Source organism: Paenibacillus sp. J31P316 (assembly GCF_056269105.1).
Window position 1 is genome coordinate 359,194 of record NZ_JBWDNI010000003.1, and the last position, 14,230, is coordinate 373,423.

Below are 14,230 nucleotides of genomic sequence, written 5' to 3' on the forward strand. Positions count from 1 at the left end.
ATGAAGAGCTTTGACCGCGGCATCCTATCCCGCTACGATTTGAAGAAGACGCCGAACCGGGTCGTCTACGGCATCATGCTGCTCGTCATTACCCTGATGGTTGCATCGATGCTGTATCCCATTCTGGTGACGCTGTTCAATAGTTTGAAATCCAACGTGGAAGTGAACTCCTTCCCGCCGCATTTCCTGCCGGAGCACTGGACGTTCGATACGTTCAAGAAAGGCTGGAATTATATCGATCTGCCGCTGTTCTTCCGGAACACGCTCATCATCTTCGCGGGCAACATGGTCGTCACCGTCGCGGTGCTCGGCTTGGCCGCCTTCAGCCTGTCGCGGCTCAATATTCCGTACGGCAGGGCGATCAACTTCTTCTTCCTGGCGGCCCTGTTCATTCCGCCGACGACGTACATCGTGCCGAACTTCGTCAACCTGAAGGACCTCGGCATGCTCAACACGTTCCAAGCATTCTGGCTCCCGGCGGGCGCCAACGCGTTCTTCCTGCTCCTGCTGAAGAACTTCTTCGACGGCATCAGCCACGAGCTGTTCGAAGCGGGGCGCATCGACGGCGCCTCCGACGTCCGGCTCTTCGCGGGCATCGCGCTGCCGCTGTCGGTTCCGATCTTCTCGACCTTGGCGATCTTCGTGTTCTCCACGGCGTGGAACGACTGGTTCTGGCCGTCGCTCGTCATGCATACCGACAAGACGCGCCCGCTCGCCACGGCGATCTACAATTACGTCATCAACGTGCGCAGGCTCGACACGAACGTCAAATTCGCGATGCTGACGATGGTCATGCTGCCGCCGATCGTCGTGTTCCTGCTGTTCCAACGGTTCATCGTCCGCGGGCTTCACATGGGCGGCGTGAAGGGATAAGGCGCGATTCTACGGCGGCAGGCGCATTTCTACACCGTTTTCCGCATCGTAGACCTGCACATGATCGACATAGATACGCACATTCTGCTTTGCCTGCGCCTCCCTTATGATGAGCGTGTAAGGCAATTTAAGCGAGAAGGGGAAATCACATGAAAAAGCTTCGCAAAGCGTCATTCGTACTGGCAAGCGCGGCCCTGTTGACGGGCATGCTGTCCGCCTGCGGCACCAGCAACGACAATAGCAATAACGGGGGCAATACGAGCAATGCCGGCACGACGAACGAAGGCACGAACGCGACGGCCGACAACGGCGGCAACGCGGCGACGAACGATGCGCCCGCGAACGATGCGTCCACGAAGAAAATCACGATCAGCATTTATTATCCGACGCCGGATTTGGTAGAGAAACGGGCGCTTGAGGACGACAAGATCAAACGCTTCAACGAGAAATATCCGAACGTCGAGATCGTGAAGAGCGACTGGCAGTACAATCCGAACGAGATCGGCATCAAGATGGGCGCGAACGAAGCGCCGACGCTGTTCAACACTTACGCGACGGAAGGCAAGTTCCTGGCGGAGCGGGGCTGGGCGGCCGATATCACGGACCTGTTCAACGCCTACGAATTCAAGGATCAGATGAACCCGATCCTGCAGAACCAATTCATCATCGACGGCAAAGTATACGGCATCGCGCAGCAAGGCTACGTGACGGGCACGGTCGTCAACAAGAAGATGCTCGACGACAAAGGCGTAGCGGTTCCGTCGTACGACTGGACGTGGGACGACATGCTGAATACGGCCAAAGCGGTCGCCGACGTGAAGAAAGGCATCTCCGGCATCGCGCCGATGGGCAAAGGCAACGAATCCGGCTGGAACTGGACGAATTTCCTGTTCGAAGCGGGCGGCGAGATCCAAACGGTCGACGGCGGCAAAGTAACGGCGGCGTTCAACTCCGATGCCGGCGTGAAGGCGCTCGAGTTCTATCATAAGCTCGCATGGGAAGCGAACGCGATTCCGAAGGACTTCGCGCTCGGCTGGGGCGACGCGGTCGGCGCATGGGCGCAAGGCAGAACGGCGATGGTCATCGCGGGTCCGGACGGTCCGGTCGACCAAGGCTTGAACCAAGGCGGCATGAAGCCGGAAGACATTCTCGTCTATCCGATGCCGAAGGCGGACGCGAGCGGCAAGCATACGGGCGTGCTCGGCGGCGACTTCCTCGTCATCAACCCGAACGCGACCAAAGAAGAGCAGGAAATGGCGTTCAGATATGCAACGTTCGACTACTTCTCCGACAAAGGCCTGGAGTCCGTCGAAGCCAGCATTCAACAGCGCAAAACGGACGGCAAATTCTTCGTGCCGCCGGTCATCCAATACTTCACGGACAGCTCGGATTACGGCCAGAAGGTAAAAGCCGTATACGACAAATACGACAACGTGTACCAATACAGCCCAGAAATCATGGGTCTGCTCGACGGCAAGCCGGAAGCGCAATTCAATACGCAGGACTACTATGCGGAGATGACGCTGAACGTGCAATCCGTGTTCTCCAAGAAAGACGTCGACATCAAGGCGGCGCTCGACGGTTCCGCGAAGAAGATGCAAGAGAAGTTCTACAATAACATTAAAGTGCAATAAGCGATGGCGAAACAGGGTCGTGGAAACACGAGAATGATTTTGTTCGCGGCGCTGATACTGGCGGCGCTGGCCGGGGCGTTCGCGATGCGAAGCGCCCTGTTTCCGTCTCGGGCGATTCATTTCGAAGCGGAAGACGGGCTGCTGCGCATCGGCAACGACAAGTACGAGATCGCCTTCTCGGACAGGGATGGCGGCATCGCCTACGTGAAAGAGCAAGCTTCCGGCAAGCAACTGACGACGGGCAACCGGAAAGGGGCGCTCTGGTGGGGGATTCTGCAGGATGAATCCTCCGTCAACAGCGCGCAGAACGCGCCCTTCGGCTACAGCTGGAACGCGAAGCGTTCCGCGCTCACGCTCCATTACGGCGGCCAGCTGCAAGTGGATGTCACGGCGAGCTTCGACAAAACCAGCCGCATCGTGCTGCAGGCGGCCGTCGTCAACGGCACGAAGGAGACGATGCAATCCTTTCGGTTCCCGCATGAGTTGAAGTTCGCGGCCGACGATGTCGTGGACGGCATGCTCCCGATGCTGCCGGGCGTGAAGCTGAAGCCGGCCTTCTTCACGGAAGGCAATGCGTACGCGGGCCAATATCCGGGCGTCATGTTCGCCTCGTATACGGCATTGCGGACGAAGAACGGCAATCTAGCACTCTATGACATTGGCGGCAAGCCGACCGCGACGACGCAGCTGGGCTTCAAGAATCAGACGGATGACGCCGGCAAGAGCGCATTCGTCCATGACTACGGCGTTTGGACGGCACCGGGTGGCCGCTGGCAAAGTCCGGCTGTCGTGCTGGAGGTTGGCGGCGACTATCCCGACTCCATCGGCTCTTATCGGACGCTGAACGGCATCGACGGGTACCGCTCCTTGGACGACAAGCTGGGCGCCGAGAAGGCGCATGCTTCGGAGCTCCCGCTCTACAAGCTGGATATTGCCGCGCTGGGCAAGGAAACCTGGAGCTCGCTGGAATCGGCGGTTATCGATAAGCTTCCGTACAGCGGCATCGTCCATTTGGTCGGTTTTCAGACGGGCGGACATGACGAGAATTATCCGGATTTCCTACCGCCGGCCGGGCAATGGGGCAGCATGGACGATTTCAAATCCTTTATCGAACACGCCAAAACCAAGGGAAACCAGGTCGTGCCGTACACGAATTTCTCCTGGTGGGGCGTTCATTCGCCGACGCTCGCGGGTCTTCCTGAAGGCGTGACGCTTGCCGATATTATCGTGCAGCAGCAGAACGGCGATTTGCTGAAGGAGGACTACGGGGAACACAGCGGCTACGTCATGAATATGAACCATCCGTTCGTCACGTCCCGCATCGCCAAGGAGCATGAGCGACTGCTGGAAGCAGGCGTGGACGGGATTTTCGAGGATCAATGGGGCATTCGGAACGCGCCGTTCGCGGCCAATCCGGCAGGAGCTCCGAATACCGATCCATGGTCGGCTTATTTCGAAGGGGTGCGCAATTACTTCGATTCGCTGAATACCCGGATGTACACGGAAGACGGCACGGATGTGCTGGCGGATGACAGCATCGGCTTCATGGGCACCAATTACCTGTGGGATCTGCTCGGCTATCGGAAGAACACAGCGAGCTACACGGACTATTATCCGCTTGCCGGCATGCTGCTGCGAGACAAGGTGCTGCTCTATCAGCATGACCTTGCGGCGGAGACGATGACGGATAACAAGGATATGCTCCGCTGGAACTTGGCCATGGGCTACAATTTGAGCGGCGATCTGTATACCGGCGTCAACAATCCGTGGATCGACGTCATCGGCGTCTTCCAGAAGTACGTGCTGGCAGATTATGCGGATGCACGCGTAAGCAGTTACGATGCGATCGACGCCACGACGACGCGCACGGAATTCGGCACGCATACCGTCATCGCCAATTGGGATACGGAGAAGCCGTACAGCTTGGATGAGGGGACGACGTTGTCCGCAGGCGGCTTCGAGCTGTCGGCGAAATCCGGCACGGTCCGGGCAGGCAGCTACAATCGTTATAACGGCTTCGATCTCGATCCCGGCGAGCATCTGCTGGCGGAGGTTCGCGGCAAGCGGGACATTCGCGTCTATCAGCCGCTCGGCGCCGATACGACGCTGCGGGTGAAGACGATGAAGGGCTGGAAGCATGCGGCCGCTGCGGCTTATACGGCGGATGGATCGAAGATCGCCGACATCCCGGTGATCGAGCAAGGAGACTGGCTGCAGGCGGACTATATCGCGAGCATTCTCGGCAAGCAGACCGCGTATATCGCATTCGCTTCGGCGAATCAAGCAAGCGCCTTGAAGGACGTGCCGTTCAAGAAAACGAAGTCTTCCGTGAATCTGGCGCTGAAGCAGAAGGCCGATTCTTCCACGGACACGAACGCGGAGCTGACCGCGAACCTGGCCGTCGACGGCGATCCGTTCACGTATTGGGAGAGCTTGAGCAACCAATTTCCGCAGCAGCTGACCGTGGATCTCGGCAGTCCGCAGAAGGTCGGGCGGGTCGTGCTCAAGCTTCCGCCGATGGACGCTTGGGAGACGCGCGGCCAGTCCATCCTGATCGCGGGCAGCGACGACGGCGAATCGTTCAAGGCTATTATTCCGAAGCGGACGTACACGTTCGATCCGGCGAAGGCGAATACGGTCGACATTCCGCTTGGCGGGCTTTCGTCGCGGTATGTGCGGCTAACGATCGACGGCAATACGGCTTGGCCGGCTGCGCAGGTGTCGGAGCTGGAGGTTTACGGGGAGTAGGGAATAAGAAGGAATAAGAAGGGGTTCCGATTCAATCGGAGCCTCTTTTTTTGTTGGCGAATTTCGCGCTTCCTTGTTTCTCATCGCTTCCATGTAACTGGAAACGTGTGGTAACCTCAACAATTTCTTCATTAATTCTTGATACGCAACTTACAATTCAAAACTATGATCACTAAGGATGTGCCGTTTTTGCTAGAGAGATAGAGAAGAATCAAACCAATGGATAGGGGAAAGGAGACGAAGGTGAGATTTCGTGTGCAAGCAGGCGTCGTGCTGGCCGCCTTATGGATGTTTTTCGCATTATTCGGGGGCACGGCCGAGGCTCATTTCAGTTCAACGGGATTTTCGGATATTACCGTGAAGGACAAAAGCCTGGAATACAATCTGTTCCTGCTGGAGAAGGAGCTGCTCGAAGCTCTTCCGACGATCGATCAGGACGGGAACGGAAAAATCTCGGATAGCGAGCTTACAGGAGGAAACGAGGTTCTTACCGCGTTAATTCATGATCGCTTGATCGTAACGGGCAACAGCAACGTGGGTACCGGAAATTTGCTCGCAGCGAAACATACGGAGAAGGCTAAAATGCCGATGATCGAGCTCGACATCAACTATGATTTTGCGGAGCCAGTCGACCGGTACATGGTTCAATATAACTTTTATGACGGTACAAACCCCGATCATCGTAGTTTTGCGACCATTAGAATGGGTCAGCAGTCGATTGTCCAAATCATCAACAGCACCAACAATATTCTTCAAATGGAGGGCTATCACGGATCCGCTGCCGGAGCAGATTCCCCGGAATCCGGCAATTCCGAGCAGCAGCCCAGCTCTCCCGTAACGTCGTCCTCGTGGACAAGCGTGCTGAAGGAATATACGCAAATGGGAATGGAGCATATCTGGTCGGGCGCCGACCATCTGCTGTTCCTCTGCGGTTTAATCCTCGCTGCCCGAACGAGCGGCTGGAAGATGCTGAAGCTGATCTCGGCCTTTACGGTCGGACATAGTATCACGCTTGTGTTATCCGCACTGGATCTCGCATCGTTGTCCCCGCTTATCGTCGAGCCGCTCATTGCGCTCAGTATCGTGTTCGTGGCGTTCGAGAATATGTTTCGCAAGAGGTTTCCGAAGCTGGAGAGCAAGCAGATCGTGGTCACTGCCTCATTCGGCATGATCCATGGATTCGGCTTTGCCGAGATTTTACACGGGACGATGTCAGGCAATATCGCCTTGCCGCTCTTCTCGTTTAACCTCGGGGTCGAGATTGGGCAGTTGGCCGTCTTGGCGATCGTTATTCCGGTTCTATGGCTGGTTCGGAAGCTGTTTACTACCCAGAGCCGTCAGGCCTGGTGGACGTACGGGACCTCTTCGCTCGTCGGAATCATGGGACTCTATTGGCTGGTCGAACGCGTCATCGCGATCTAACAGCTTACATAACAATTGAAGGAAGTGTTCATTGAATGGTCAGCAAGAGATACAAAAAATGGATCTCCAGCACCCTGTTGGCAACGATGCTGATGAGCTTGTTCTCGTCCATAGGCATTGCAACCGCAGCGGAAGAAAATACCGTGCCGGAGCTGTTCGTATCGGAAATTCATCCGGATGTGGAAGGCACGGATGATTTTGAGTTCTTCGAGGTCTATAACAATTCCAACAAAACGCTGAACTTGAACGATTATACGTTCCTCTACCGTTATCCGACATCTACACCGGATGCGACCTTTACCTTCGGTCAGAAATCGCTGGCTCCGGACCAGGTCATGGTATTTTGGTACAATCCGAAAAGCTTCGCATTGACGGATTTTAATACCAAGTACAATGTTAACCTGCCGGACAGCCAGGTCGTCCAAGTCGCGGGCTTTAGCGGCTTTTCGAACTCGGCTGACCGTACGGTAGTCATCAAGAACAGTCAAGGCACGGAAATTTCCAAATCCAGCTATGCTGCAGCTACGGATGTAGGCGCCGGCCTTGGCGACCACTACATGCTGCCGGCAAGCGGCGCGCAAACGGATAAATTCGCCGTCAAGTCGGCGCCGACTCCGGGCACGTTGGCAGCGGGACAGATTCCAACCGTCCACTACCAATTCCCTGATCTGCCTGCCAGCGAACCGCCTGTCATTACCCATACGCCGGTAACGCAGGGCAGCAGCAGCGAAGACCTGGTCATCACCGCGACGATTACGGATGCGGACGATACGCCGACGGCGGCGGTTTATTACAAGAAGCCGTCGGATCCTGCGTTCGCTTCCGTACCGATGACCGTTACGGAAGGATCGACTTATTCCGCGGTCATTCCCAAAGCGGCCCTGACCGGAACGCAGCTGCAATACTATATTGAAGCCTCAGATGCGGTTAACCGCGTGAAGTCTTCCACGTACACGGCAGCCATCGAGCAAAGCGGCTTGGATTTCTCGAAGGTACCGGCCCTGCTCGTCACGGAGATCGTTCCGGAATCCGCGAAAGTAAGCGGCACGAATACGGATGCTTACGAGTTCGTGGAGCTGTATAACAATACGACGCAGCCGGTCTCTCTGAAAGATTATAAGCTGCTCTACCGCTATACGAATTCGACGACGCCGGACGTGGCATGGGAGCTTCCGAGCGATGCTATCATTCCGCCGTCAAGCAATGTCGTGTTCTGGATTATGAACGGTTCCAATAAAGACCTTTTGACAAGTGACTTTAACAGTAACTACAATACGACCCTTGTCGAACGTACCGATTTATTCCGGATCAACGGCGGCAGCGGCATGGCCAATGGCGGCAGCCGCAAGATCGTTGTCGCGTCCAAGGCCGGCAAGGAAATCGCCGAAGCCTTCTACGAGAACGATGCCCAGACGGTTTTGAATCAAGGGATCTTCTATCAATATCCGACCGATGGGACCAATCAAATGCACTTGTACAGCGCGGGTACCGCTGCGGCTACGCCCGGCACGGTGGAAGCGCCATTGATTCCGGCGCAGCCGGCTCCGGCGGTGAACCATCTGCCGGTTATCGAGCATACGCCGCCGGCATCCGGCAGCATCGATCATGATTTGACCGTGCAGGCCGTCGTTGCGGACGAGGACAGCGGCGATACGGTAACGGCTTCTCTGTTATATAAAGCCGGTGCCGCAGCCGAGTACACGCCGGTACTGATGGTTGCCGGAGCTAACAATGCGTTCACTGCGACCATTCCGAAGGAAGCTTTGACCGACAACGAGCTCAAATATTACATTCAAGCCAACGACGGCAAGGATATGGTGAAATCCACCGTGTACAACGTCTCCATCGAGACGGGCAACGTGGATTTCTCGAAGCTACCTCCGCTGCTCGTGACGGAGATCGTTCCGGATTCCAAAAACGTAGGCACGGCGGACGGCTATGAGTTCGTCGAGGTCTACAATAATACGGATCAAACGATTAATTTCAAAAACTACAAAGTGCAGTACCGCTATACCGATTCGGGACCCGATGCCGATGTCGTCTGGCCGACGGATTCGGAAGAAATCCTGATTCCTTCGAAAAAAACGATGGTGTTTTGGGTCATCAACAGCCAAAACAAGCAATCGACCGTCGCCGAGTTCAATGCCAACTATCACACGAATCTGACGGAAGGCACCGACATCGTCAAAATGTACAGCGACGGCATGGCAAACGGCGGCAAACGCGGTATCGTGGTCACCACGAACACGAAAACGGAAATTTCGGCCGTCTATTACGATACCGATGCAGAGACGGTTGCGGATAAAGGGATTTTCTATAAATACGCGCCGGCAGGCAGCACCACGATGATCAAATACAGCGCCGGCGTAGATCCTGCGACTCCGGGTTCCGTAGAACCGGTTCAGGTACCGCTCGTACCTGTCCAACTGCCGGTGGATACGACAAGCCCGACCTATAAAGACTTGACGAATACGCCCGAGATCGACAAAGCGCAAAACCTGCTGATCACGGCGGAAGCGCATGACGAGAATTTGGTGAAGTCCGTTGCCTTGTATTATAAGAGCAACCTCGATGCGCAATATACGAAGCGTTATCTAACGGAAAGCTTCGACGATACCTTATATCACTATACGGTCTATTCGCCCGAGCTGATCGGACGCGAGTATATCGAATACTATTACGTCGTTTCCGACGGTCAGAACGAAGTGACTTCAGAGAAATACCGTACGACAATTAATGGCAACGCCGATCATTCGGACTTGCGTCTGAACGTGAAGGACGATGAAGTGCTTGCAGGCACGAAGGTAATTAAAGCGACTTCGGAGCATGCGCCGGCGGATGATCTTCATCTGAAGATTGATCAGAACGAAGTGACGGCCGGAACTTATAATGCCGTCGAGCAAGATGCCTACTTTGCTTTCGAAGCGAACGGCGTCAACTATTACTTCAAGAACGGCGTGACGGTCGGCCAAGAGATCCTGTCGATTTTCGAAGACACGATCAACAGCTATACGACGCTTACGGTGCCGATCAAATCGGAACGCTTGAAGGGCGGAAGCAATATCATCTCGATTCGCGCAGGCACGAAGGCTTCGCCTTTCGATGATCGCAAAGAAGAGAACAAAGACGATTTTACGGTGCGTAACGTAAGGCTCGTATTCGCGGACGGTACGGAGATCTTCGACGAACGCTACAAGAACCGCGATACGGTCATTCCTATGGGCGACAGCGCCGGGAAAAATCCGGTCGTCGACTTCAACTTCGTCATTCCGGCAGAACTGCTTGCATCGAAGGCCTATGCGCTCGATACGACCAAGCTGTCCGACGGCGAGCATATCGTGAACGTCAGCCATTCCCAGTACGGCGAGAAATCGGCGCATGTGAAGATCGACAACACGGCACCGGTCATTACGACGACTCTGGAGGATGGCAAGGAATACCGCGGTCCGTTTACGATCAACGCGGAAGCGAAGGATGCTTTGGCGGGCATGGACGACGTAAACGTATTTTTGGATGAAACGCCGATCACGCTTCCTTACGCCACCTCTTCCAAAGACTTGGCGGCAGGAGAGCATGTGCTCCTAATTGAGGCGACGGATAAAGTCGGCAACGTGGCTCATAAAGAAGTGACCTTCTCCGTACCTGAAGAGAATCCGCTTAAGCCGGAGCTCGTATCGCCAGCGGACGGGGCAGGCGGCATCGAACACGAAGCCGAACTTGCCGTAAAGGTGAAGGATCCTACGAACGACAAAATGAACGTCACCTTCTACCGCGGCTTCAAATACGATGCGTTGAACAAGGACGGCTTCCAAGGCTTCCGCAACTCGGCGGACGTTGAGCCTCCGAAAGAAATCGCCCCTGCAGGGGAAAAAGAGATGACTGCAGACGATTACACGCAGATCAGCACTGTCGACGGGCAATATTTGACCGATGATTCGACCGATAAGTTCCCTTATCAGCGGTTCCAGGTTCAGCTTGATCCTTCCGTGAAGGAGACCGATCAGATTGAACTCAGCTGGGAAGGAAAGTCGCTTGAAGGGCGTAAAGTCAGCATGTATGTATGGAGCCCTGCCGAGAAGAAATGGAACAGCGTAGATTCCAAAGTAGCGGGTAAGGAAGACTTCAAACTAGGTGCATGGGTAACGGCCGGAGATTATGAAGAGAACCATACGCTTCAATTGATGGTACAGGACGAGCTGCCGGCATCGCAGGATGAACTGCCAGCATCGCAGGATGAGTTGCCTGTATCGCAGGATCAACCCGTGTCGCAGGATTTGCCCCAATCGCAGGAGGACTACGATTTCTCCTTCGCCTGGATGTCCGACACGCAGTATTACTCGGAAAGCTATCCGTATATCTATGAAGATATCGTGCATTGGATCGCGGATAACAAAGAAAAGAACAAGATCGATTATGTCATCCATACCGGAGATATCGTCGACGAAGCGGACAAAGAGATTCAATGGCAGCGTGCCGATGCCGACATGAAAGTGCTTGAAGACGCGAACATTCCTTACGGCGTGCTTGCGGGCAACCATGACGTCGATCATCAGCTGGGCGCATATGATTATTACTGGAACTACTTCGGGGAAGATCGGTTCAAGGATCAGCCGACGTATGGCGGTTCCCTGGACAACAACCGAGGCCATTATGATCTCATATCCTCGAACGGCAATGATTTCATCATGGTATACATGGGTTGGGGAGTCCGCGACTCGGATATCGACTGGATGAACGAAGTGCTGGCGAAATATCCGAATCGCAAGGCGATTCTGAACTTCCATGAATTCCTGCTCGTATCCGGCAACCGGGCTCCGATTGCGGATAAGATTTTCGAAGAAGTCGTCAAGAAGAACAAAAACGTATTTGCCGTCTTGTCCGGCCACTACCATGACTCGGAGCTGCTTGTCGATGATATCGATGACGACGGCGACGGCAAGGGAGACCGCAAAGTGTATCAAATGCTTTCGGATTACCAGGGCGGTCCGGAAGGCGGTCAAGGTTATATCAAGCTGCTGCAGTTCGATATTGCCCATGACAAGATGTACGTGAAGACGTACTCGCCGTATTTGGACGATTATAATTTCTATGACGAAGATCCGGGCAAGGACGAATTCACGCTGGATGTCGACCTGACGCCTCAAGTGAAACGCGTATCGACCGATTACGTGGGCATCAACGTCTATTCCGATCAACCGATCGGGAAACAGGAGCAAGTGACAAGCGGCGAGCAGGCTTCCGTAACCTGGAGCGACCTGAACGCGGGCGCCAAGTACCAATGGTATGCGGCAGCGGTAGATGCTTACACCGGCAAAGGCTTGTCCGATATTTGGAGCTTCAAGACGGCCAAAGAAGGAACGGACGCATCGGATCCGACGTGGACCGATGGCAAGGTGTTTGTATCCTATATCGCCAAAAACGCGCTGAAGCTGACTTGGACGGGAGCGGAGGACGATATTGGCGTAACGAACTACAAGGTGTATAAAGACAACGTCGAGATTGCGACCGTATCGGGTACGTCGTACGAGGTAACCGGCTTGTCGGCGAATACGTCGTATTCGTTCAAGGTGGAAGCGGGAGACAAATCCGGCAAATGGAGCAAGAACGGGCCTTCGGCAACCGGGAAGACGTTGGAAGATACTACAGGTGGAGGCAATAACGGCAATAACGGCAATAACGGCCAAATTCCTGTAGTCACGCCGGTGAAAACCGAATACGGAGCCAGCATTAAAGGCACGGCGTCCGGCGAGACGTTAACGTTGCCGGCTAAGACGTTGGAACAAGCGATCGAGATGATTGCGGGACAAAGCGGTCAAACGATCGCGATCACTACGGATTCCGCGGGAGTCAAAAGCGTGGAATTGCCTGCAAACGCATTGCGTGATGCATTGAAGGTTGCGCCGAATCTGACGATCTCGATCCGGCTTGGCGGCGCGAGCTATGATCTGCCGATCAGCGCGCTTAACCTTCCGGCGACAATTGGCTCTGATGCCAAAATTGTCATCAAGATCGATCAAGTGGACAGCGCATTGTCGCAAACGATGACAGACAAAGCAGCGCAATCCGGCGTTAAGCTGGTGGGTACTCCGGTTGAATTCGGCGTATTCCTGCAATCGAACGGCACTACGCAAGAGCTTCATGAGTTCGGTCATACGTATGTATCCCGTACGATTGACGTCGGCCAGGCGTTGGATGCCTCGCAGTCCACGGCCGTGCTGTATAACGAAGAGACAGGCGAATTCACCTTCGTGCCGGCAACCTTCAAGACGGATAACGGGCACACGATCGTGACGATTAAGCGAAACGGCAACAGCGTTTATGCGGTTGCGCAATTCAACAAAACGTTCAGCGATCTGACTAGCCACTGGGCGAAATCGGACGTCGAGCTGATGGCCTCCAAATTGATCGTCAAAGGCATCAGCACTGATAAGTTTGGTCCTAATGCCGCAGTAACTCGCGCAGAATTCGCTGCCATGGTCGTTCGTGCGCTTGGCATCTCCGAAGACAAAGCCGGAGCAGCCTTCAACGACGTGGGCAGCAAAGACTGGTTTGCGGGAGCGGTAGGCGCAGCGGTGAAAGCAGGCCTTGTCAAAGGCTATGAGAACGGAAGCTTCAAGCCGAATGCTTCCATCAACCGTCAAGAGATGGCGGTTATGGTCTCGCGTGCGCTTACCTTTACGGGCAAGCAGCCGAATACGAACGGCACCCAGCTGCTGGACGCATTCAAGGACAAGTCGGCCATCGAAGCTTGGGCAGCCGCAGCCGTAGCGCAAGCGGTCGATGCCAAGATTATCGAAGGCAACACAGGCGGCAACTTCGCTCCGGTCAACAAAGCGACTCGTGCCGAAGCAGCCGTCATGCTGAAGAGATTGCTGGACTATGTGGATTTCATTTAACGGAATGACGTAATACGGAAAGACGAACTAGTGAGAAATGCCTCTTCGCTTCGGCGAGGAGGCATTTTTTGTGACTTGGAAGATTGCTGCAATTGGTGGGAAAAAACGGATGCTTAATTCAGGAGGCCGCTCTATAATCATAGTGATGATTAGTAGAGCCTATTATTGGAGGGTTATTATGAGATCGATTAGAAACGCACTGATTCTCCTGTTGCTGACGCTGGTTGCGGCTCAGCCCGTGACAGCCGCGTCCACGACGAACAAAATCAAAATTACGTTTATCGGTGCAAGTCTGGTAGACAATAACCACGTCGGCAACGAATGGTGGACGGGCGGCTATGTCAACGGCAAAGAAATTCAAGAAGGCGATGCAGTCACGCTGAGCGTCAAATCGTCGGGAACGATTACCTTGAAAGCGGAAGCGCAGGAGCAAGACAAGATTCCGGATGACGGACAAGCGAGCGTCTCGGTTAAAGTATCGCATATCGCAAAAACCGTTAACAAAGCGCTGACGGTAACCGTCGTCGAAAATCGCGGACGGTATTCCGGCAACGCCGCGAAATGGAAATTCTCGTTTAAGCTTGAACGCGTTTCATAACTTGCCAAATGCCTGTCCGCGCTAGGGCAGGCATTTTGTATTGAATTCCGAATGCCGTG

At 54.6% G+C, this 14,230-nt stretch carries 6 protein-coding genes; all 6 read left to right on the plus strand.

The features are described 5' to 3' along the window. Positions 1 to 873: a carbohydrate ABC transporter permease gene (locus tag AC0YNU_RS12700; RefSeq protein ID WP_475756890.1), complete on the plus strand. Its 873-nt coding sequence runs from the start codon at positions 1 to 3 to the stop codon at positions 871 to 873. 149 nt (positions 874 to 1,022) lie between these two features. After that, on the plus strand, positions 1,023 to 2,507 hold the full coding sequence (locus AC0YNU_RS12705) for an ABC transporter substrate-binding protein (RefSeq protein ID WP_475756893.1): 1,485 nt from the start codon (positions 1,023 to 1,025) through the stop codon (positions 2,505 to 2,507). A 3-nt stretch (positions 2,508 to 2,510) separates the two neighbouring features. Next, the gene (locus AC0YNU_RS12710) at positions 2,511 to 5,255 is read left to right on the plus strand and encodes a discoidin domain-containing protein (RefSeq protein WP_475756895.1); all 2,745 of its coding nucleotides are present in this window, start codon (positions 2,511 to 2,513) and stop codon (positions 5,253 to 5,255) included. A gap of 243 nt (positions 5,256 to 5,498) precedes the next feature. Beyond that, positions 5,499 to 6,677, plus strand: a complete 1,179-nt coding sequence (locus AC0YNU_RS12715) for a HupE/UreJ family protein (RefSeq protein WP_475756897.1) — start codon at positions 5,499 to 5,501, stop codon at positions 6,675 to 6,677. A 35-nt stretch (positions 6,678 to 6,712) separates the two neighbouring features. Continuing rightward, complete coding sequence (locus tag AC0YNU_RS12720; protein ID WP_475756899.1) at positions 6,713 to 13,573, plus strand: S-layer homology domain-containing protein; 6,861 nt, start codon at positions 6,713 to 6,715, stop codon at positions 13,571 to 13,573. 178 nt (positions 13,574 to 13,751) lie between these two features. Then, on the plus strand, positions 13,752 to 14,171 hold the full coding sequence (locus AC0YNU_RS12725; RefSeq protein WP_475756901.1) for a hypothetical protein: 420 nt from the start codon (positions 13,752 to 13,754) through the stop codon (positions 14,169 to 14,171). Positions 14,172 to 14,230: the final 59 nt, after the last annotated feature.

What these genes read in the sequence shown, in the direction of transcription:
- AC0YNU_RS12700 (WP_475756890.1), top strand. Translation starts at nt 1, where the DNA reads ATGAAGAGCTTTGACCGCGGCATCCTATCCCGCTACGATTTGAAGAAG.
- AC0YNU_RS12705 (WP_475756893.1), top strand. Translation starts at nt 1,023, where the DNA reads ATGAAAAAGCTTCGCAAAGCGTCATTCGTACTGGCAAGCGCGGCCCTG.
- AC0YNU_RS12710 (WP_475756895.1), top strand. Translation starts at nt 2,511, where the DNA reads ATGGCGAAACAGGGTCGTGGAAACACGAGAATGATTTTGTTCGCGGCG.
- AC0YNU_RS12720 (WP_475756899.1), top strand. Translation starts at nt 6,713, where the DNA reads ATGGTCAGCAAGAGATACAAAAAATGGATCTCCAGCACCCTGTTGGCA.
- AC0YNU_RS12725 (WP_475756901.1), top strand. Translation starts at nt 13,752, where the DNA reads ATGAGATCGATTAGAAACGCACTGATTCTCCTGTTGCTGACGCTGGTT.